Raw genomic sequence first — 21,451 nt, 5'->3', positions numbered from 1 at the left:
AATGTCGATTTGTCCTTAATTGAAAATAGCACAAAATTTACAATCCCACAATTAAATTTACAAATTCTTAACATTACATTTCTGTAAACATATTGATTGTGTGTTATTACACTTAATAAATATATTGATTTGTAACTCCTAATTTATGTTCATTATTAAATTGTACGCATTTCCATTTCTATTACAAAACAATAACACACTACATATAATTGCATATTTATTATAATGATTCAACTAGTAATTTTGTTACTGCTTATATTGTTGTCATTGCTTATTTTTCTACTATGATAAAGCCATAATGTTAACCCACAAAAAAACTTTGGAATACAAAATGACTTCCAAAGTTATTGCGATAATCTTTCTATTATTTCGTTTTGATTAGGAAACATAAATTTAACTTCTGTTCCTTCTAGCTCGTGAGAACTAATATCTACCTGTATACCTAAACTATTTTTAACATTATTTACAAGATACAAACCGATGCCCGAAGATGTAGTCTCATTTCGAAAGCCTGTAGAGGTAAAACCTTTATCATAAATTCTAGGTAAGTCTTTCTTACTTATCCCCCTACCTTCATCTTTAATAACTAATGTCACATGATTATGATCATTAAAGCTTTGAATATGAATTGTCCCTTCATTGCTATATTTGATAGCATTAGATAATATTTGCCTAATCATCATTCGAGACCATTTACTATCTGTATATACTTTATACTCATTTTCAAAATTAAGATCATAATCAATACCTTTAGCCTGACTAATATATCGTGTGATTTGTATCTCTTCTATAACCAATCTTTTTAAATCAACGTATTCAAAAAATACATCATTATTTCGTGACTCTAACTTTGTTAAATAAAGTTGTCTGTCTAACATATCGTTAATGCGTGACCATTCAAAAAGAAGAGCCCGTTTTCTTTCTATATCTTGTTCTTTTTCAATCATTAATTTTAAAGCTGTCACTGGTGTTTTAATATCGTGTACAAAATCAGTGAGCGAAACCTCAGTTGAACGAATTTGTTTCTTTTGCTCAGTGACAACCATTTTTTGGTCTGTAATTTTTTGATATAAATAATCGACAATTTCCTTTTGAAATGGTGTATCAGCTAATGCTTTATGTTTAAGTGCTTCAGGCTCTATATTATTTTCCAAATGTAAATAAAACCTTATTTCTTTAATATAAGTAAAAATCAGAAAGACAACTGATAATCCAAGATTTAATACTATGATATATAAAATACTGTTCACACTTATATCAACATCTATATATGCAATACCTAAAACTATAAGATGTAATACAATCAGCCATAATATCCAATTTATACGTGACTGGATAAACTTAAAAATCCATTTAAAATGTATCATGCGCCATGTATCCTTTACCTATCTTCGTTTCAATGGCATCTTTCATATCAATATCTGCCAATTTTTTTCTCAAACGATTCACATTTACTGTAAGTGTATTATCACTTACGAAGGCTTCATCATCCCATAACGCTGTAATTAATGTGTCTCTCGTTACAATTTCACCTTGTTTTTTTACTAACATTTCTAAAATAATCATTTCAGTTTTAGATAAATAAATTACCTTATCCTCTTTAGTTATACTATCTTTAGACAAATCAAGTGTTGCCTCTAACCAAGATAATACACGTTTTTCTTCTATACTAAATTGATACACTCTTCTATAGACAGCTTGAAGTTTAGCTATAAGCACACTTGTATTAAAAGGCTTTTGTACATAGTCATCTGCACCCAATTCCATGCTCATTACTTGATCCATAGGATTATCTCGAGATGATAAAAACAAAATCGGCGTATTGGAAATTTCTCTTATTTTTCGAGTCCAATAGAAGCCATCGTATTTAGGTAATTTGACATCCATAATTACAATAGCAGGATTCACTTCTTTAAATTGCGTCAATACGTCATTAAAATCATCGATGCCATTAACTTGAAAATCCCATTGTTCAAGTTCTTCACTTAACTCCTTAAATAATGACATATCATCCTCTACTAATAAAATGTTCACAATTCCACCTCTTTTTATTTTGTGTATTTTATATCTTCACCTGACTGAATACGACCATTAAAATGTTTAATACGACAATCTATTTCAAAGCCTCTCATCATTAAACCTTGAAATGGCGATTGGATTAAATAATATATAGGCCATATTAATTTAGGTATATAGTCATATAAATGAACGATAACTGTTTGCGTACCTTGTAACTTTCGAAATTCTAGTTTACCTTGTTTCTTTAAATTTGGTTTAACTAAGGTACCACCCACTAGATGTAATGTAATTATATCTTCTTCTGTATACGCTTTGTGCAGCACAAGTAATGGCTTACTTTTATCTTTAATATATATCATATAATTATTATCGTCCCTGTAAGTATGTAACAATGTGCCATTTGTTTCATTTAACCAACTCATGTAATAGTCTACCATTTGGTTAAGTGACCAATTCATTGGTAATTGCATACTTAATGCACTACGTACATCATCATATTTTGAAACTTGAAGTTCTACAGCCACATGCGGACGTGGTACTTTTGCTTCTGTTTTTTCTACTGGTACACCATATGCAGATAAGCGTTGTACCGTTTCATCATCAAATCGCCCACCACTAATGTAAATCATTTTACTCACACCTTGTTTAGCAGCAGCGCGCCCAAAGTTATCTGCAGCAATAAGATTCATATCTCTAGCAGTAGCTTGAGTAAGTTTGGCTGAATGTTTCGTAGGATCTAAATAGAAAATAGCTATATCCATTGTTTCCATTGATTCTAACACGTCATTATAATTAAAAATATCTTTCTTTAACCATGTTATATCTTTAAAATCATCTTCTTTTGGGTATTTAGACATTGTAAATAGCTTTGCCTCTGAATTGATAAATTGAATAAGATGCTTGCCTATATAACCTGTTACACCTGCCAATAAAATATTAGGTTTCATAGTCTTACCTCCTGATATTAGTTTACCTCAATTTTATTATTGTCTAGTAAAATCATGCTAATGATGTTAAGTTATACTATAATTGCGCATTAGCAAATTAGAAATGAGGAGTGGACACTTATGGTTCATCAAATTCGAGAAATTAGTATCAATGATATAGATGCTTTCATAAAATTATTAACTACAATTTATGATGAATCTGACTATTTGATATATAATCCTGGTGAATATGCACCATCTACTACAGATGCCATATCTCATTTGGAACATTTCATAACATCGCCTTCCAACGCCATTTACGTAGCTGAAAATAATAACGAGCTTGTTGGTTTCGCGACTGTTACTACAGAAAATTTAGAACGTGCACGTCACGAAGCCAACTTTTCAATGGGCGTAATTAAGCACTACAGAGAAAAAGGATTAGGGCAAGCATTAATTAATTCTATAGAAGCATGGTGTTTAAACCATGAAATCCGTCGCATCGAAGTCTCAGTAGTACCGGAAAATGCAACTGCCGTCGACTTATTCAAATCCGCAGGATATCAACTAGAAGGCGAGTTAAGAGATAAACTTTATATTGATGGTCGCTATTACAACAAATATGTTTTATCTAAATTATTATTATAATCTACCTCTTAGATCATGAAGTAAACGTTTCTTTATTATTATTCTAATAATAAAAGCAATAAAAGCCAAATAACAATATTGTTATTTGGCTTTTATTGTTAAGTTTTTATTTTTAATACGGATTTAATTCGATGCCATTTGGATTTGATTCCCCAGATTTTAATTCTGTTTCTACACCTGAAGCACTTGTATTCCTACTTAAGAACCTCAATGTATCTTTCATATTTTGTTGTGATTCTGGTTTATTCATATGAAATTGGTACTGATGCCTCAATTGGTGCGAACCATCATAAAATAATTTATCAGTAGGTACATCTTTAGATTTTAACTTCTTATAAAATGCTATATTTTGACTATAAAATGGATCAGCATCGCCCACCGATAAAAATGTAGGAGGGTAATCTTTTGTAACTTGGTTTATTGTAGACATTTCACTTATATATTTAAATTGTTGTTCCCAGTCTCGCTTACCTGTATAACTTTCCATGAAAAGCTGTATTCTAGGAAATTCTGTAGCTTTCACTGTTTTCATATCATAAAAACCACCATAAAAAATAGCCGCTTTAATTTGATTTGGTTTAAACTGTTGTTTAAATTTCATATCATCTCGTAAAGATTTGTTAGTTTGGATTGCTGTATACTGGCTAGACAATTGTGCTCCGGCCGAATCCCCACCAAACACAACCTGATTAAAATCAATAGGTAATTCATGTTGATTCTTTTTAATAAACTGTACTGCTCGATCAATCTGATTTAATTGAGTTGGGTATTTATTGTCAGGCGCAAGGGCATAGTTTACATTTACCACTATATATCCTTGTTCAGCAATTTTGGAGAGTAATGGGTTTTTATATTGTTTATCGCCAGCGATGTAGCCCCCACCATGCATCCAAAAGATAACAGGTAATTTGTTATCTCTTTCTAATTCAGTCGGTGTTAATATATCTAATCTACTATTTGGTAACCCGCTACTATAAGTAATATTTGTAAATGCGTTTACATTTTTATTGTTGATTTGTACCTTTTCTCTTACTTCTTGTGCATGTTGTCGATCAAATTGTTGCTTCAACAACACTGCAGTAACAACTGCAACAATTACAAATATAAAAAGCGTAATAATGGTCCATTTGTGTTTTTTCTTCATGCCTTACCTTTCCTTTCGGATGCATTGTAACATAATTTATAATGACACTGTAGTAAATGTAAATACTATCGTTATATAAACAAAACCCCAGCCTATTTTTTAAGTGGCTGAGATTTATTTAATTAAGCAATATGCTTTTTATTTTGACTCTTTCTAAAATAATATTTAATAAGTACTGCAACAACTACAATTAGTCCTATCACACCCATAATTGGATATAAGAAATTAATTAGGCCAGCGAAACCAACAAAACTCAAACCATATGCTACTAATGACATAACAACTATCAATATATGATATTTTTTACTGTATGGCTCTGTAAACCTTGCTGAAAATGAATACATGAGTCCAAGAATTGTATTGTACATTACTGCTAACATAATGATTGATAATACTAACCCTAACCATGGAGTGATATTATTCGCTAAAGTTAATGTCGGAATAGAGACATCTTTAATTTTGGGATATTCTGCTTGTAATGCAAAATTGATGAGTGCAAGTAAAACAGTATAAACAACACCACCAAATAATGCACCTGAACCCGAAATTTTACGTTTAGAAGCATCTCCGCCTATAGCAACTATCGTACTAAAACCAACTGCAAACGCTAAGCCACCATAATTAATACCATACATAATACCTTTCCAAATACTCGTTTCTGGCATTGTTTGGTTTACTTTATCGAATGAAATGCTTCCATTAAATAAATAATATATTGCGATGGTTACTACCAAAATAATTAAAAATGGCGTCACCACACCTAATGCACGGACAATTTTATTAAAATCCATTAATAGCGTGATATATATTGCAATTACCATAATTAAGGCACCCAACCAAGTAGGTACACTAAAACTTTCTTCAAAAGTTGCACCAGCACCAGCAATCATTGTCACCGAGATACCAAATAAGAAAAAGATTAGTAAGTAATCTATAATTTTACTAAATACACCACCAAATAAGTAATCTAATGTTGATTCATGATTTTGTGCATCAAATGCTGTTCCTATTTTAGCAACTTGTCTTCCAATAAATCCTAAAATCAAACCAGAAAGTATAACACCTATGTAAGACCATAAACCAAATGGTGTAAAGAATTGCATGACTTCCTGACCAGTAGAAAAACCAGCACCTACAACGATGCCAACATAAGCAAAACCAATTTTTATAGCTTCTTTATTCAGCCCCATCTACTAAAAAACCTCCTTATTGTTAACACATTGAGTTATTATAACTCAATAAATATATTTTGCAACATAGTAAAATATAAAATTACAAAAAAAAATCAATACACTACTTACCAATTTAAAATTAAAAAATCTTTGGTCACCCAATAGCTTTTTGATTATATTTTAATAAACATAATTCTATTTTTTAAATTTAATTTTTACTTTAGAAAAATTTAACAATAACTATACCAGGTTTTTTTAAATAAAAAACCAGAGAACGCATATATTTAAGCGAGTTCTCTGGTTTTTATTCATCACGTCAAAGTCCAATAATAATCTTTCAATTAAAGTATATCGTACATTAATGTGCATTTTTAAATCGATTAAGTTCATTGAAATCTACCACTACATTATCCATACGTTTAGCAGTTTCTTTAAGTACGTTACGCGCAACGCTATTAGACGGATCTAATTTAAGTATTTGACGAGAAACATCGAATGCTTTTTTATCAGAAATAACTGGTTCAGGAATTGCGTGTAACAATAACATTTGTAATAAACTTTTCACTTCTTTGCCATCAGTAAGTTTTATGGATGACTCTGCATGATAAAAAGCAGAATCTAAAGCCCCTTGTAGTTCACTAAGAGGATAAACTAATAATAGAAAAGCTAAATCATGCATTTCTGCAGTCTCTTCTATTTTCATCATATCTAAGATACATGTATAAAACATGATACTTTCCACTTCATGTGCACTAGAAATATAAGCTTCTTCAAATTCCATAAAATCTGCTTCGGACATCAAACGTTTAACTGACTCAAATTCGCCGTTTAAGACATGCTTTTTAATTAACTCTTTCATGGCAATGTCCTCCTAAGTCTCCAGATTTCTATAATAGTTAGCTTCTATTTTACCATAATATAACTATTTATTCATTTAAAAAAGAAGCTATTCACTATATTAACTTAAGTTTGATCACTAGATACAAGAACACTACCTTAAATGAACTAGAACAAAAACAACCTTTTCCAAATTATTTAGACATATATACTAATCATAATTAACCAAAGGTTTTATTTAAATCCGCAATAGCATCTTCAATCGATCCACCGACAGATAATTTTACAGCTGCTGTAAAACTGCCTTCGACAATCGGGGCATTCACTTTTTCTATTTGATAATTTCCTGTATACATTTCAATAGCTAAATCTAAATTCATCTCTGCGGAACCAATATCGTAAAAACAAAGTGCATCGTCCTCTAACTCATTGACTAAAGTTTGAATATGATCATATGAAGTGCCGATGTTACCCTCGACACCACCTTGTGCAATCACATGCACTCCATTTGCCATTTGATTCAATAAATCTTTTGTTCCATTTGCGATATCTTTACTGTGGCTAACTATTACAATTGTCGTCATAACTATTCATCTCCAATCAATGCATTTAAAATATAAACACTACTTTGTGCACCTGGGTCAATATGACCAATAGATGCTTCTTTAAAGTAGGAAGCTCTTCCTTTAGTTGCTTCTATATCTTTCGTTAAATCTGCATACGATTGTAAAACTTCTTCTGTTAACTTTTCGTCATTTTCTGCTGCTTCACTTGCACGCTTAATTACATCGTACATCGTTTTTTCATTTAACTCTACTTTTCCTCTTTGAGCAATAGCCTCCGCAAAAGTATTTAATATAGTTTTTAAGTTCTTATCGTTGATGTCATCTTCTACTACTTGAGACATCTTAACAAAACTAAATCCGTATAATGGTCCTGAGGCACCACCAATATTTGACATTAATGTCATACCTGTAGATTTTAACAAACTCTGCATAGAACTATCATCAATATTATCTGGCAGTGCTTTAAAGCCTCTAACCATATTTACTCCGTGATCACCATCACCAATCGCACGATCTAATTCAGTCAATAAACCTTCTTTTTCTTCAAATATTTCTACTAAATTAAGTAATCTATCTTTCAATTCGACAACATTCATATTTATTCGCTCCTTTTTACAATGTTATATGCCTTAATTAAAGTACGAACTTTCCGTCGGTTCTGACAGTGCCGTTAATACAGCTTCGTTATATGGTATAAAAGTTAATGAAAAACCTTGCATATCAAGCGCAGTCATATAATCGCCAACCAACCAATGTTTAACTTCAATATCCCGTTGACTCAAGTTATCATTTACATACTTCGTTACTATGTTCAATTCTGATAATGGTGTAGCCCCCATTCCATTGACCATAACTATAAGTTGCTTTGCTTCAACTTCTTTCATTAATTCCGAAATTAACCGTTCCACGATTTGATCTACTGGCACTATTTTTTCTCTAGATAATCCCTTTTCACCATGAATACCGACGCCAATCTCTATTTCATCACTCTCAATATCAAAACCATATTGTCCTGTAGTAGGTACCATAGGTGCAGTTATTGCCATTCCAATTGTTTTAATTTCAGATATAAATTGTTCTACCTTCTCTTTTATATTATCTAAGTTCTCCCCTTGGTCAGCCAAATGTCCAGCATACTTGTGTACTAAGACAGTCCCTGCAACCCCTCTTCTTTTATCTTCATCACTCACTGCAATATCATCTTTAACAATAACTGTGGCCACTTGAATATCTTCCATTTCTGCCATCTCTTGTGCCATTTCAAAATTCATAACGTCACCGGCATAGTTTTTCACTACGAGTAGCACACCATTACCATTATCTACAGCTTTAATTGCACTTAGTATTTTATCAGGTGTTGGTGATGTAAAGACTTCACCACATACGGCAGCATCTAACATACCATCCGCCACGTATCCAGCATGTGCCGGCTCATGCCCGCTCCCACCTCCAGATACAATAGCGACACCTTGTTTTTTCTTCTCTTTTCTTACAACAACAGTATCTGCAATGACTTCAATTTGAGTATTCATTCTTGAAAGTCCTTCTAACATATCAGTTAAGAAGGACGTCTTTTCTTTAATTAATTTTTTCATAAAGTTAGCCTCCTGTTATCATTGTTCTCTTACATTATACCCCACTCACAAATGTAAACGCTAACACCAAGGAAGAAATCTATTTAATATTCATTTACAAAGTATAAGAAAAGGATGTAAACCACTTTCATGGTATACATCCTCATTATCAATCATTTATACTGATTTCGTTTTATACATCAAATATAAGAAATACGGCGCGCCAATAATCGCAACTACGATTCCTGCAGGTACTCCAGAAGGTTGTAAAATAACTTTCCCAATCGTATCTGCTAATACTAATAAAAACGCACCTATCAATATAGATATAGTTAAAAACAGTTGATGCCTCGGGCCAACAATAGATTTAGCGATATGCGGTCCCATCAAACCAATGAACCCTATTGCCCCAGCAACTGATACAGCTGCTGACGATAAAATCACTGCCACCAAGAGCAGAATAATACGTTCTTTGCCAATTTTCACGCCTACACCTTGAGCAATATATTGATGCGTACTCAACAAATTTAGCACATTGGATTTAAACAATAAGAATGGAATTAAAATAATAACCCATGGTAAGAATGCGATAACAAATGTCCATTCATCCCCCCATATGTTACCAGCAAACCATGAGGCAATAAATTCGGATTGGTCTTCATCAAATTTAGACATTAAAGTCAATGAACCACCACTAAGTGCTGCAGCCATCCCTACACCCACAAGTACCATGCTCGCAGGTGTAATACCTTCTCCTTTATTATAACTAAAAGAAAAGATAATCAACGCTGTTAATATGCCGCCAATCATACTTACAAAAGGCAGGATATACACAAAATTATCCGCATTAACTTGACCAACAACAATAAATAAGGCTATAACGAAACCACTACCTGCATTTATTCCCAAAATACCTGGTTCTGCTAATGGATTTCTTGTAACACTTTGTATCACCGCACCGCTCATAGCTAGTGCTGCACCTGCCAAAATAGTAATTATCATGCGTGGTAGTCTAAATTCCATCAAAATAAGTGTATCTGTATACGCTCCCTGACCTATCAACGTCTTAAAGAAAGTGCCTATCGACATTTTATATTCTCCTGAGGTCATACTCCATGCACAAGCAAGCAAGACGAGTACACATAAAATAACCATTGTTATCCATTGTTTATATCTAAGTTTTGGATTTATCATGAGAAGCGACCTCCTCTTTTAACTAAATATAAGAAATAAGGTACGCCTATAAATGAAATGATTGCTCCTACTGGCGCTTCACCTAACATACGCGCAACAGTATCTGCCACAAGCATTAACAGACCACCGACAACAGCTGTTAATGGAACAACACGTGCGTAATCTGTACCTACTAAATAACGGACGATATGTGGAACCATTAGTCCAACGAATGCAATTTGTCCAACCATAGCGACTGCTATACCAGCAAGTACCATAGATAAGACCAACGTGATACCTCTAGTGAAAGCTACATTTTGCCCTAACCCTCTTGCTAGAGTTTCTCCTAAATTCAAGATGGTTAATTGCTTACTCATAATAATAAGTACAACTAGTGAAATAATAATAAATGGGGCGGCCCAAATTAGTTGACCCCACGTTGTACCAGAAACACCACCAGCACTCCAAAAAGTAAGACTTTGATTTAATCTAAATAAAAGCGCGACACCTTGGCTTAATGCAGTTAATAATGCACTGACTGCTGCACCAGCAAGAATTATGCGCATAGGATTAAAACCATCACTTCTTGACTTTCCTATCATTAATACGATAAAACCACCTAACAACGCGCCTATAAAACCAGCAAACATCAGTACTAAAAAAGGCGCAGAAGGGTATAGTGCAAAAGTGAGTGCAAGCATAAATGAAGCTCCAGAGTTCAAGCCAATTAAACTTGGGTCTGCTAACCCATTTTTAGTAACACCTTGAATCACAGCTCCTGAGGTAGCCAATGCAACTCCTACTAATATTGCACCTATATCTCTAGGAATTCGTATTTCACTAATAATATTGTGCTGTTGGTTTTTTGAATCATAATTGAATACCGCATCAAAGATTGTAGTTATATGAATCTTGGCATCACCCAATAAAATAGACACAGTAAGTGCAATTAATAATAAGACAACACTCACAAGTAGTGTTGTCGTAAAGTTTAGTTTCCCTTTTCTCTTTGTCATCATAAATTAACTCCTAAACCTCTGTATAGCTCTTTCTACATAAATCATATGTCACTAACATAGGTTTTCCCGTTCTAGGATCCGTACTAATTTCAACATCAATGTTAAATACTTTTTCTAAATTTTCTTTAGTTAAAACTGCTTCAGTATCTCCATGAGCAACGATATCCCCATCTTTCATAGTAATTAAGTGATCTGAGAAACGTACCGCTTGATTGATATCATGTAACACCATAATAATTGTACAATCTTGTTCACGGTTTAGCTGAGTAATTAATTCTAAAATTTCTAATTGATGAGATATATCTAAATACGTAGTAGGCTCGTCTAAGAAAATGATATCTGTACGTTGCGCTAGTGCCATAGCAATCCATACTCTTTGACGTTGCCCCCCACTCAAATCATTAATTGGACGATGTTTAAAATCATAAGTTCCCGTAACTGTCATAGCCCAATCGATTTCCTTTTTATCTTCAGCAGACAATCGACCAAAACCTTTTTGATGTGGAAAACGACCATATGAAACTAATTCTCCGACTGTCAATCCATCTGCAACCTCTGGGGATTGCGGTAAAATTGCAATTTTTTTAGCTACATCTTTTGTAGATTGCGCATGCAAACTTTCACCATCTAATTTTATTTGACCATCTTTAATTGGCAATAAACGCGACAACGCTTTTAATAACGTTGATTTCCCACAACCGTTAGGCCCAATTATTGAAGTGATTTTCCCATCAGGAATATGAATATCTAAATTATCTACAATGACATTATCTCCATAACCTATAGTAACTTGCTCTCCTAATAAACGGTTCATAAGTTCCCTTCTTCCTTATAATAAGCATAATTCTTTATCTATAATTTCATTTTATGATTTACGACAATATATTTATTTTATTTTCAATTAATTTTTGTAAATGATAATCATTATCACAGGTGTCATTATATCATTTTTTACTAATATTGACTATCAAATATTATTACTATAATTATTAATTACAGTTACTATGCCCAGAAGGAAAATCTAGTGAATTATAATTTTGAGTCGTAGAATGATCATATTATGATGCCAAAGATTATTTTGTTTTAAAAAAGCCTTGTTTCTTGGTAAAAAAACCAAAAGACAAGGCATCGCAAATTATTTGTACATCGTAATTAAATTAGTGTTCATCTATTAAAAAACCATTACCATATACATCGCGTACATCATGAATGACTAAAAAGGCATCATCATCTATTTTTCTAATTAAACGTTTGGCCTTTGTGACTTGGGTCTTTGTAATAACGACATAAAGTATGTCTTTCTCTTGTTTTGAAAAATAGCCCCTACCATTGAGTATAGTAAGTCCACGTCCAACCTGTTCATCAATAACCTTCGCAATTTCATCAGGTTTACTTGAAATAATGGTCATTGCTTTTTTCGTATTTAAACCTTCAATAACGTAATCCATTACTTTTGTGCCAATATATAATGAGATTACTGTGACTAAGGCACTGGCAATAGGTATCACCGTTAAAGAAATAACTACTACAATTAAATCAAAAAACAATAAAGCATATGGCGTGCTGACATCTAAGTATTTATTAGCTATTTTCGCTAAGATCGTAGTACCTGCAGTTGTACCACCCGCTAGTACGATAACACCAATTCCTAGACCAACACACGAGCCACCAAAAACTGCATTGACTAGTAAATTTCCAGTTTCAATATGCCAACTTTCAGTCACCTCTAGAAATACTGATATTAATATAGTCGCAACAATTGTTAAGTACATACTTCGCTTACTCAAAAACTTATAGCCTAAAGCAATAAGTACGGCATTTAATACGAAGTTAGTGATACTTGGAGAAATGTGAAAGGCATAGTAAAGTACAATTGCTAAACCAGTCACGCCTCCTTCACCTAAATCAGCAGATATAATAAATGTATTTACGCCTGCTGAGAATACAAACGATCCGAAAACAATTAATATTAAATCACGCGCTGTTTTATTCACCTACACAACCTCCTTTTATTTGGTTCAATCAATTGAATGTTAGCAAATATCAACACATACCACAATATCATTATGAATAAATGATTATCTATTTTTCTATAAAATTGAATGTATTGCCCCTTAATTAGCGACCGAATTTAATTTTTAAAAATTCTGAATTTTCGATTTACTTATACAAACTACTTTGCTATAATAAAATTTATCTTCTTATTGATAGCCAATAAGAAGCCATCTCCTTTGTGTTGTTTATAGTAACAAACAAAACAATTTTTGCTCGAGTATATTAATAGTACCTAGTCCTTACTACTAATATACAATTAATTCATTTCCCGTAAAAGCCAAGTAATGATGAATGTGTCTCCTCACTTCATTCACTTGGCTTTATTTTTGTCTTTTAAAAATTTACCTCAATATATAACATACACATTCATTGTAATAAAAAACTGATGTAGAACCTCATTAAGGTCCACACCAGTTTTTTATAATTCTATTATTTCTAGTTACCAAGCAAATAATCCTACAAAACCAGCTGTCATTAATGATACAAGAATACCTGATAACAGTAACATTGGAACATATTGAGATACGAAGTCCGAAGTTTTTTTATCAACTATGCCTTTTAATGTTCCAACAATCATTCCTATTGTAGAGAAGTTTGCGAACGAAATTAAGAATGTCGTCAGTACTGCACGTCTATGAGGCGAATAAGAATCAATTACATCTTTAATTTGACCCATTACTACAAATTCGTTTGTAACGATTTTCTTAGCCATTTGTTGAGCAACTATCCACGCTTCATCCCACGGTAAACCTAACAATAAAGCAAATGGATACATGAATACACCTAAGATTTGATCTAAACCAAAACTTCCTTTGATTCCTATCCAACCAGCTGCAATACTTGTAATTAAGTTAATGATTCGATCGATTAAATCAGATAATGCTACAAAACTAATAACAAATGCAACAATAATTAAAATTAATTTACCTGCATTTAGTACTGAGTCTCCCAAGAATGAGAAGAACGGCTGACGCTCTACTTCATTATTTTGAATACTATAAATAATATCTTCTTTTTCCTTTAATGTAACAGGATTTAATATCGAAGTTATGATAATAGCATTAATAATATTTAATGGAATCGCAGTTAATACCAAATCTCCAGGAACCATAGAAACGTATGCACCTACAATTGCGCCTGATACAGAACTCATAGACATCATGGCTACAGTTAATACACGCGTTTCTTTCATACGTTTTAACTGTTCATTAGACACTGCTAAAGCTTCTGTATTTCCTAAGAACATCATTTCAATACCAAAGAATGACTCAAATTTAGGTTGGCGTGTGATTTTTGCTAGAACCCAACCAATACCGCCTATAACTTTAGGTAATATATTTAAATACATCAAAATATCAAATAATGGTACTACTAATAGTATTGGAAATAACGCGCTTACTGCCATATCCATTGCACCAGGTTTAACCCAACTTGCAAACGCAAATCCAGTACCTGCGTGTGCAGAATCAATCATCCAAGAAATACCATTCGCTAATCCTTGTACGCCGCTTTTCCCCCAAGGAAAATAAATTAAGAACCACGCTAAACATAAGTTTAAAATGACAAGTATTCCAATAGATGTCCACTGTATGTTTTTTCTATTTCTAGAAAACAATACGGCAATCCCTAAGAACACAAATAAACCAATTATGTTAATTACTAAAAACATAATACACCCACCATTTCTATTTTATATCAAGGACAGCAAAGAATTTTTGAAAATAATTCGTCGTTATGTATTAGAAAAGTTAAGATAAACACATAGTCAATCCAAAATAACTTGAACTCATTCCTAAACCATAGTTAATATGCGCACCTTAACCCTTCTATCTATTTAAATAAATATAATTTACAAATATTAATGACCACACTTCTCATCCAATGCTTCTTTGAATAATTCACAATAATTATAGCATGTATGTACTTTAGTGAAAATAACTATTTCAAAGTTCGATTAACAATCTAAAGTAACCTAAAAAAAGCATTTAACATACGTGTTTTAGGGTGAAACCGAATACATTTATGGTCTATTTATTTGTAATTACCATTTTTTAGTCTGCTAAGTTTTGAGTATTTACAAATTGTTGATATTTTTTGTGTGATGCCATTAATTCTTGATGCGTACCTTTCCCAGTGACTTCTCCACCATCTATAAAGATAATTTGTTCTGCCTTTTTAATAGTCGAAAGTCTGTGCGCAATAACCACGGTTGTACGATTTTCCATTAATTCCTCTAATGCGTCTTGAATTTTACGTTCACTTTCACTATCTAAATTTGCTGTTGCTTCGTCGAGCAATAAAATATCTGGATTTTTAACAAAACTTCGTGCAATATCTATACGTTGACGCTGACCACCTGACAGCTTCAATCCTCTCTCGCCGACGAGGGTATCATAGCCATCGTCAAACTGTTCAATAAATTCATGACAATTCGCTAAACGTGCATAATGGATTAATGCTTCATCCGTTACCTCTCGATTAATACCATACAAAATATTATCTCTAATCGTACCATTCATTAAAGCGTTAGATTGCATAACATAGCCAATTTTTTCACGCCAATCTACTAAAGATATGTCGTATATCGATTTATCACCATAAGATATATCCCCTTTTTCAATATCATACATTCGTTCAATAATATTAAATATTGTACTCTTACCTGACCCTGACGGACCTACAAATGCAGTCACCTTACTGTGTGGAATATTAAAAGATACATCTTTTAATATAGGTTTAACATCATATTTAAAATCGACATTTTTAAAGGTTAAATCTCCATCTTTAATTACATCTTCTTGCGTTAAATATAATGGTTCTGTTGGCTCTTCCATAATTTCATATATACGACTACTCGCTCCTACAGCCTTTTTATAATCAGTAACTAATGTCGATAAGTTGATTAATGGCGTAGACAATTGAATAACATAGAAAATCATGGCAATTAATGTACCTGCCGTAATAGCACCCGTCGATATTCTAATCGCACCAAAACCTAATATAATAGCAATAGTTAATAACATAATCAAACCAGAAATCGGCTGAATAATTGCAGTAATTTTTGCTTGTTTTAAACCTAAAAAATAGATTTCTTTTAAGTTTTTATGTGCATTATCTAACTCTAAATGTTCTGTACTTGATATTTTTACTAAACGCATCTCTGTCAATACACGACCGAGCAAACCACTAAAATTAGCAATTTCTGCCTGAGTTTTTTTAGATATATTTTGCATCACTTTACCTAATGGAATCATGATTAACACAAAAATTGGAATAGTAATGAAGGTCAGTAATGTCATTTTCCAATCCATCACAAATAACATAATTAAAGAACCTATAATTGTTAAAATAGAAGGTAATAAGTTCGGTAACTTTTGGGATATAAATTCATTAATGACTTTAGTATCGTCTGTTAAACGACTCATTAATTGTCCACTTTCATTTTGATCGAAAAATGGCATTTTCAAATGAATAATATGTTTCCATAAAATCGAACGAATCGCATATATTATTTTTTCACCAATCTTACTTAATAAATATAACCCTAGACCGCTCAATAAAGCGTTCAATATAAATATTGCTATAAATGCAACTACAAAGCCCCAATTAAAATTTTCAAAAGAAAACTTATCTACAAGTTTACCCGTGAAAAATGGTACGACTAGTCCTGTAATACTTCCTAAAGATGAAATGAGCACAGCAATAACTATAAGCCCAGTCGGCCATGATAATCTTTTAAACAAATAAAATAATGGATTTTTTTGATTCATGTCTGATACCTCTTCTAAAATATTTTCAAAAATCTTTACTCTGCTTTAAAAAGCAGTTAAACGATATATTAATTAAATTTTCCACTTAAATATTTATTATATATTCTTACTACTTATATATAACATATTTTACACAACATTATACATCATAAGCTAGATATAAAATTTTTAAATAGTACTTCAATATGCTAAAATAAATCTATTATACAAAAAATTGAATATGTAAGAAGGAATGTAATTATGAAAAAGTTAGTTCTGACAATTGTAACTGCACTCTTTGCCAGTACAATTATAACACCTTTTGCAGATGCCGAAACAGTAACGCCTACTCAAGCAGCAAATCAATATGGTTATAATGTATCTGACAACTATCAGCCTGAGGGCGCAGTTAACATTGCACAATCGGGACAAGTTCTTTATCAATATAATATGAATAAAGAATGGTATCCCGCATCAATGACCAAGCTGATGACGATGTACCTAACACTTGAAGCTATTAAAAAGGGAGATTTGTCCTTAAACGATAAAGTTACTATTACAGATGACCATTATCGTATGTCTACCCTACCAGAATTAAGCAATACAAAATTATATCCTGGAGAAACTTATACTATTAAAGAATTGCTACAAATTACTGTTTCAGCTTCTAGTAATGCCGCTGCTTTAATTTTAGCAAATGAAGTATCTGGGAATACTTCTGACTTTACTGATAAGATGAACGAGAAAGCTAAGTCTATAGGTATGAAAGATACACACTTTGTTAACCCTACTGGTGCTGAAAATAAACAATTGAAAGATTTCGTGCCAAAGAAATACCAAGCTGAGGATAGTACAACATCTACAGCAAAAGATTTCGATATTTTAGCACAACGCACGATTAAAGATACACCTAAAATTTTATATTTCACTAAGCAACTTGCTCCAACCCAACACGGTGTAACTTATTACACCTTCAACCATTCACTTGAAGGTGCAGACATGAGTCTAAAAGGGACTGATGGTTTGAAGACTGGCTCAAGTGATCAAGCAGACTATAATCATACAATTACTACTAAGCGTGATGGGTTTAGAATTGTTCAAACCATTATGGGAGCAGGCAATTATGATAATCTCGGTGGAGAAAAACAACGTAATATGATGGGAAATGCATTAATGAATATGTCCTTTGATCAGTACAAATATCAAAAGATATTAGCTAAAGGAGAACATAAGATTAATGGTCATACGTATTTTGTAGAGAAAGACTTTTACGATGTCCTCCCACGCGACTTCACCAAAAAAGATTACAAATTTGTTGTAGAGGACGGTAAAGTACATATTGAATACGACCGTGACTTTATTTCTAGTAAATATGGCCCTCCATCTGTAGATGTTAATAAGCCGCTTGTACACAAAGCGACAACAATTGTAAAATCTTCATGGGATGAGCATCCATTATTAACATTAATAGGAACATTGTTTATCATTGCAGCACTCGCTATTATAATTTTTTTAATCATCGATATGGTTAAAAAAAGAAAAAAGAAAAAGTAAACAGAAACCTTCACTCTAGTTCATCATTAAAATAAGCTACGTCTCACAACAAGCAAAACACGCTAATATATAATCATCTTCAAAATAAAAGTACACCTCTATTTAAAATAGAGGTGTACTTTTTTATGCTTGAAATTTCACAATTTTGAACATTCTTATTTGTTTAAGTATAACTTTGATGGTGCAATGCCTCACTCATATCGTTCTCTAACTTAACAATACATTATACATTCTATGTGATAAAAAAAAAGACGCACGATATACTGTAAGTTCGAATATCATGCGTCTACTAAACCTTTAAGATTTATATCATATTTTTCATTTAAAGCTACTCATTTTACTATTCAAAAAAGAATAATCTTTATTTTTCTGAATCGCCATAAAGTTCTTTTTTAATTTTAGTTGTAGAAATACCTTCTGTACGATTTAAATAAGTAACTTCGCATTTATCTTTTAAGAAGTCAAACTCACCTTCCCAATCATGGCCCATAACAAATTTATCTATTTCAAAACGTTCAACATCTATTTCTTTTTGTCCCCATCCGCTTTCTGGAATAACAAGGTCAACATAACGAATAGACTCTAACATCATTTTTCGTTGTTCATAATTATAATAAGATTTCTTATTTTTAACACGGTTAAATTCATCTGTAGAAAGTGCAACGACTAAATAATCGCCCATCTCTCTTGCTCTTCTTAATAATTCAATGTGACCGTAATGTAATAAATCATACGTTCCATAAGTAATAACACGTTTCATTTTTATTTACTCCTTAACAAAAATTTTATTTTAATTTTACATTTTTAAAAATTATAGCATATTGATACAAAGTTTACGAATTCTGCAAAAATTCATCGTTTCAAATACTGCTTCAATTTCATTTTTCCTCTAAATTTTGCACGCCTCGGTAATATTTCCACTTTAAAACGATAATAGCTAGGTCTGCCTATACCCACGCTCAATAACGCTTCTCTCCATTGAGTGTAAAGTGATTTAGTCCAGTTGCTACCTCCACGTTCAAGGACACTCACAATTCTAAACAGCGCCTCACCAGAATAATCTGTTGATTGCATTGTTTTTATATATGTGATTACCGTTTGCAATAATTGTTGTGTAATTGCCTTGTGTTTCATCAAATGTGCTTGTAACAAATAACTGACAATTAATTCATCCATACGGTAGCTATAGTATATTCGTTCTTCAGGCAACAATAAAGTCTCCATAACACGTGCCCTTACATTTATTGCATCTCTTATATAAATTTCAAATTGCTCTGCACGTTGATCGGTAACAGAGCCTTCAACTTCATTGTAACCATAAACAATATTCGGTAAAAGTTGTATGTCTCTTGCTTTTTTATACGCTTGAATCATAAACTGATGTTCTTCACAAAATACAATGTCTTCATCAAATCGTATATCAACGTATTTATTACTAAACATTTTACCGCCCGGACCGATGGACTGCATGATTTCTGGACATTGCGCTAAACTTACTTTTTCTTGCTTTTGTATAGCCTGGTGTGTTGCAATGGTCTGCCATTCACCATTATTTTCTCTAGCTATTTGGCCAATAACGATGTCAACATGCTCATCCTGTTGATAATAATCTGCCATAAAATCAATACGACTTGGTAAAAACTCATCATCTGCATCTAAGAACATAAATACATCACCGGTCATACATGATAATCCTTTATTTCTACTTGCTGCAGCTCCTTGATTTTCTTGATTTATACAGACAATATTCTTATATTCTTTTTGCAACTGTTCTAGAAGCATTGCACTCTCATCAGTAGAGCCATCATTAATACATATAATTTCGTATTGATGTTTGGTATCTACTGAAGCAATAGCTCTACGCAACGTATGTGCTGCATTATATACAGGAATTATTATTGATATTTTCATACTTTCACCATTTTCTCTATATAATTAACGACTTGTTCCAAACTATCTTTACTATTGTATTCATGCCACGACTTAAATAATGGCACTAAAGGTACTGAATCTTCTTTTAATTTTTCCACTAATTGCATTTCGTCATAAACTTTATATTGACTTGGAATGTCATTATAAAATTCATTTAAACCACGTTCTTTCTCGTACCGTTGTTCGTCATAAACATAAAATAATGTGGGTTTATTTAACAGACTCGCTTCTATCGCTAATGAACTATAATCGCTAATAATGATATCTGCCATAATCATTAAAGATTGTAAATCTATTTCTGTTTGATCATCACTTGCAATAGATGGATGTAGTTTATTCAATAAAGTATAATGAGGTAATTCTGATTCGAATCTCTCCTTATCAATATCACGATTAGATTGTTGATGTTCTCGATACGTAGGGACATATATCGCGACTTTGCCCTCTATGCCATATTGAATTTTTAATTCTTGTTGTTTTTTTACAATATCTATAGTGCTATAAGGCACAAGTCTCGGCAAACCTGTTTTTAAGAATTGATCATCTGTTGCTTCAAAAGCATTTTTAAAGCAAGTGGCCATGGCATCTCCCCCAACTAAATAGTTATCTGTAGCTTGATACACTTTTCTATACTGATTAACCATATGTTTATTGGATAAATCAACTTGGTGATCTGTCAGCCCGAAATTTTTTAATGCGCCTGCAGCATGCCAAGTTTGGATAACGGTCTGATTCGTTTTCTTTTTAAAACCACCTAACATTAAATAATAAGTATCTATAATCATTATTTTTGCTATACTTAAGGCCTTTATATGTTTGAAAACTTGTTTGTTTCCTGCAGGTATAAATGTTGCATTTTCAAATGGTTGAATATATCTTCTATTTTCTTCTTTACTGATAACAGTAATTTGATAACCTTTTTTATTTAATGCTTCTATAATTGGTAGCACATCTTCTGCAAACGTCATGATCACAGCAATATGATGGTCTTGTACTTTTTTTCTACTATAAATTAAATTTAAAAAACTAATAATAGTCATATAAAGTTTTTTAATTATTTGCCTCAAAATTTCCACCGCCAAC

20 protein-coding genes are annotated in these 21,451 nt (G+C 32.3%); 2 read left to right on the top strand and 18 right to left on the bottom strand.

All coding sequences use genetic code 11. The annotated features are described in order from the left end of the window. Positions 1 to 344: 344 nt before the first annotated feature. The 3 genes from BK821_RS05730 to BK821_RS05720 are packed head-to-tail and all read right to left on the bottom strand — an operon-like array spanning position 345 to position 2,966. Positions 345 to 1,367, bottom strand: a complete 1,023-nt coding sequence (locus tag BK821_RS05730; protein ID WP_046837115.1) for a sensor histidine kinase — start codon at positions 1,365 to 1,367, stop codon at positions 345 to 347. Then, positions 1,354 to 2,034 carry a response regulator transcription factor gene (locus tag BK821_RS05725; protein WP_046837114.1) on the bottom strand — a complete coding sequence of 227 codons (681 nt, stop codon included), beginning with the start codon at positions 2,032 to 2,034 and terminating at the stop codon, positions 1,354 to 1,356. The genes BK821_RS05730 and BK821_RS05725 overlap by 14 nt, the downstream gene beginning before the upstream one ends. Positions 2,035 to 2,048: 14 nt before the next feature. Continuing rightward, positions 2,049 to 2,966 (bottom strand): NAD-dependent epimerase/dehydratase family protein, encoded by a 918-nt coding sequence (locus tag BK821_RS05720; RefSeq protein ID WP_046837113.1) that lies wholly within the window; start codon positions 2,964 to 2,966, stop codon positions 2,049 to 2,051. Positions 2,967 to 3,086: 120 nt separating this feature from the next. On the opposite strand from BK821_RS05720, the gene BK821_RS05715 reads away from it, so the two are divergent. Continuing rightward, positions 3,087 to 3,593, top strand: a complete 507-nt coding sequence (locus BK821_RS05715; RefSeq protein WP_046837112.1) for a GNAT family N-acetyltransferase — start codon at positions 3,087 to 3,089, stop codon at positions 3,591 to 3,593. A gap of 112 nt (positions 3,594 to 3,705) precedes the next feature. On the opposite strand, the gene BK821_RS05710 is transcribed toward BK821_RS05715, so the two are convergent. From BK821_RS05710 to BK821_RS05655, 12 genes are all read right to left on the bottom strand, one after another. Continuing rightward, positions 3,706 to 4,737: an alpha/beta hydrolase gene (locus BK821_RS05710; protein WP_046837111.1), complete on the bottom strand. Its 1,032-nt coding sequence runs from the start codon at positions 4,735 to 4,737 to the stop codon at positions 3,706 to 3,708. A 122-nt stretch (positions 4,738 to 4,859) separates the two neighbouring features. Then, positions 4,860 to 5,927, bottom strand: a complete 1,068-nt coding sequence (locus tag BK821_RS05705; protein ID WP_046837110.1) for a YkvI family membrane protein — start codon at positions 5,925 to 5,927, stop codon at positions 4,860 to 4,862. 340 nt (positions 5,928 to 6,267) lie between these two features. Further along, a complete protein-coding gene (locus tag BK821_RS05700; protein WP_046837109.1) occupies positions 6,268 to 6,768 on the bottom strand; it encodes a hypothetical protein in 501 nt (166 codons plus the stop codon). A gap of 199 nt (positions 6,769 to 6,967) precedes the next feature. Further along, positions 6,968 to 7,330 (bottom strand): dihydroxyacetone kinase phosphoryl donor subunit DhaM, encoded by a 363-nt coding sequence (gene dhaM / locus BK821_RS05695; RefSeq protein ID WP_071331403.1) that lies wholly within the window; start codon positions 7,328 to 7,330, stop codon positions 6,968 to 6,970. 2 nt (positions 7,331 to 7,332) lie between these two features. Then, positions 7,333 to 7,908, bottom strand: a complete 576-nt coding sequence (gene dhaL, locus BK821_RS05690; RefSeq protein ID WP_046837107.1) for a dihydroxyacetone kinase subunit DhaL — start codon at positions 7,906 to 7,908, stop codon at positions 7,333 to 7,335. Between the two features lie 33 nt (positions 7,909 to 7,941). Beyond that, on the bottom strand, positions 7,942 to 8,907 hold the full coding sequence (gene dhaK, locus BK821_RS05685) for a dihydroxyacetone kinase subunit DhaK (protein WP_046837106.1): 966 nt from the start codon (positions 8,905 to 8,907) through the stop codon (positions 7,942 to 7,944). Between the two features lie 156 nt (positions 8,908 to 9,063). After that, on the bottom strand, positions 9,064 to 10,080 hold the full coding sequence (locus tag BK821_RS05680) for a FecCD family ABC transporter permease (RefSeq protein ID WP_071331402.1): 1,017 nt from the start codon (positions 10,078 to 10,080) through the stop codon (positions 9,064 to 9,066). Further along, complete coding sequence (locus BK821_RS05675) at positions 10,077 to 11,078, bottom strand: FecCD family ABC transporter permease (RefSeq protein WP_046837104.1); 1,002 nt, start codon at positions 11,076 to 11,078, stop codon at positions 10,077 to 10,079. Before BK821_RS05675 ends, BK821_RS05680 begins: the two co-directional genes overlap by 4 nt. Before the next feature lie 10 nt (positions 11,079 to 11,088). After that, positions 11,089 to 11,892 (bottom strand): ABC transporter ATP-binding protein, encoded by an 804-nt coding sequence (locus BK821_RS05670; protein WP_046837103.1) that lies wholly within the window; start codon positions 11,890 to 11,892, stop codon positions 11,089 to 11,091. A gap of 343 nt (positions 11,893 to 12,235) precedes the next feature. Beyond that, on the bottom strand, positions 12,236 to 13,072 hold the full coding sequence (locus BK821_RS05665; protein ID WP_046837102.1) for a YitT family protein: 837 nt from the start codon (positions 13,070 to 13,072) through the stop codon (positions 12,236 to 12,238). A 500-nt stretch (positions 13,073 to 13,572) separates the two neighbouring features. Beyond that, positions 13,573 to 14,802, bottom strand: coding sequence for a NupC/NupG family nucleoside CNT transporter (locus tag BK821_RS05660; RefSeq protein WP_046837101.1), 1,230 nt, complete (start codon positions 14,800 to 14,802; stop codon positions 13,573 to 13,575). 382 nt (positions 14,803 to 15,184) lie between these two features. Then, a complete protein-coding gene (locus BK821_RS05655) occupies positions 15,185 to 16,903 on the bottom strand; it encodes an ABC transporter ATP-binding protein (protein ID WP_046837100.1) in 1,719 nt (572 codons plus the stop codon). 240 nt (positions 16,904 to 17,143) lie between these two features. Here BK821_RS05655 and pbp4 point away from each other — a divergent pair, with 240 nt between their 5' ends. Continuing rightward, entirely contained in the window at positions 17,144 to 18,436 is a 1,293-nt protein-coding gene (pbp4, locus tag BK821_RS05650) for a penicillin-binding protein PBP4 (protein ID WP_046837099.1), read from the top strand. A gap of 361 nt (positions 18,437 to 18,797) precedes the next feature. Here the strand turns inward: pbp4 and tagD are convergent, their stop codons facing one another. The 3 genes from tagD to tarB all read right to left on the bottom strand — a co-directional run bounded on the left by tagD (position 18,798) and on the right by tarB (position 21,435). After that, positions 18,798 to 19,196, bottom strand: a complete 399-nt coding sequence (gene tagD, locus BK821_RS05645; RefSeq protein ID WP_046837098.1) for a glycerol-3-phosphate cytidylyltransferase — start codon at positions 19,194 to 19,196, stop codon at positions 18,798 to 18,800. Positions 19,197 to 19,288: 92 nt separating this feature from the next. After that, positions 19,289 to 20,347 carry a glycosyltransferase family 2 protein gene (locus tag BK821_RS05640; RefSeq protein WP_046837097.1) on the bottom strand — a complete coding sequence of 353 codons (1,059 nt, stop codon included), beginning with the start codon at positions 20,345 to 20,347 and terminating at the stop codon, positions 19,289 to 19,291. Next, positions 20,344 to 21,435: a teichoic acid glycerol-phosphate primase TarB gene (gene tarB / locus BK821_RS05635; RefSeq protein WP_071331401.1), complete on the bottom strand. Its 1,092-nt coding sequence runs from the start codon at positions 21,433 to 21,435 to the stop codon at positions 20,344 to 20,346. Before tarB ends, BK821_RS05640 begins: the two co-directional genes overlap by 4 nt. Between the last annotated feature and the right edge of the window lie 16 nt (positions 21,436 to 21,451).

It is taken from the genome of Staphylococcus sp. LCT-H4, from assembly GCF_001866145.1.
Classification (GTDB): domain Bacteria; phylum Bacillota; class Bacilli; order Staphylococcales; family Staphylococcaceae; genus Staphylococcus; species Staphylococcus succinus.
The sequence above is the reverse complement of the archived record's forward strand: the minus strand, read 5'-3'. Positions and strand labels throughout refer to the sequence as shown.

Coding starts and splice junctions, on each gene's coding strand:
- BK821_RS05655 (WP_046837100.1), bottom strand. CDS start 16,903: ATGAATCAAAAAAATCCATTATTTTATTTGTTTAAAAGATTATCATGG.
- BK821_RS05730 (WP_046837115.1), bottom strand. CDS start 1,367: ATGATACATTTTAAATGGATTTTTAAGTTTATCCAGTCACGTATAAAT.
- BK821_RS05705 (WP_046837110.1), bottom strand. CDS start 5,927: ATGGGGCTGAATAAAGAAGCTATAAAAATTGGTTTTGCTTATGTTGGC.
- tagD (WP_046837098.1), bottom strand. CDS start 19,196: ATGAAACGTGTTATTACTTATGGAACGTATGATTTATTACATTACGGT.
- dhaL (WP_046837107.1), bottom strand. CDS start 7,908: ATGAATGTTGTCGAATTGAAAGATAGATTACTTAATTTAGTAGAAATA.
- BK821_RS05670 (WP_046837103.1), bottom strand. CDS start 11,892: ATGAACCGTTTATTAGGAGAGCAAGTTACTATAGGTTATGGAGATAAT.
- BK821_RS05680 (WP_071331402.1), bottom strand. CDS start 10,080: ATGATAAATCCAAAACTTAGATATAAACAATGGATAACAATGGTTATT.
- BK821_RS05720 (WP_046837113.1), bottom strand. CDS start 2,966: ATGAAACCTAATATTTTATTGGCAGGTGTAACAGGTTATATAGGCAAG.
- BK821_RS05640 (WP_046837097.1), bottom strand. CDS start 20,347: ATGAAAATATCAATAATAATTCCTGTATATAATGCAGCACATACGTTG.
- dhaK (WP_046837106.1), bottom strand. CDS start 8,907: ATGAAAAAATTAATTAAAGAAAAGACGTCCTTCTTAACTGATATGTTA.
- BK821_RS05660 (WP_046837101.1), bottom strand. CDS start 14,802: ATGTTTTTAGTAATTAACATAATTGGTTTATTTGTGTTCTTAGGGATT.
- BK821_RS05710 (WP_046837111.1), bottom strand. CDS start 4,737: ATGAAGAAAAAACACAAATGGACCATTATTACGCTTTTTATATTTGTA.
- pbp4 (WP_046837099.1), top strand. CDS start 17,144: ATGAAAAAGTTAGTTCTGACAATTGTAACTGCACTCTTTGCCAGTACA.
- BK821_RS05700 (WP_046837109.1), bottom strand. CDS start 6,768: ATGAAAGAGTTAATTAAAAAGCATGTCTTAAACGGCGAATTTGAGTCA.
- BK821_RS05715 (WP_046837112.1), top strand. CDS start 3,087: ATGGTTCATCAAATTCGAGAAATTAGTATCAATGATATAGATGCTTTC.
- dhaM (WP_071331403.1), bottom strand. CDS start 7,330: ATGACGACAATTGTAATAGTTAGCCACAGTAAAGATATCGCAAATGGA.
- BK821_RS05675 (WP_046837104.1), bottom strand. CDS start 11,078: ATGATGACAAAGAGAAAAGGGAAACTAAACTTTACGACAACACTACTT.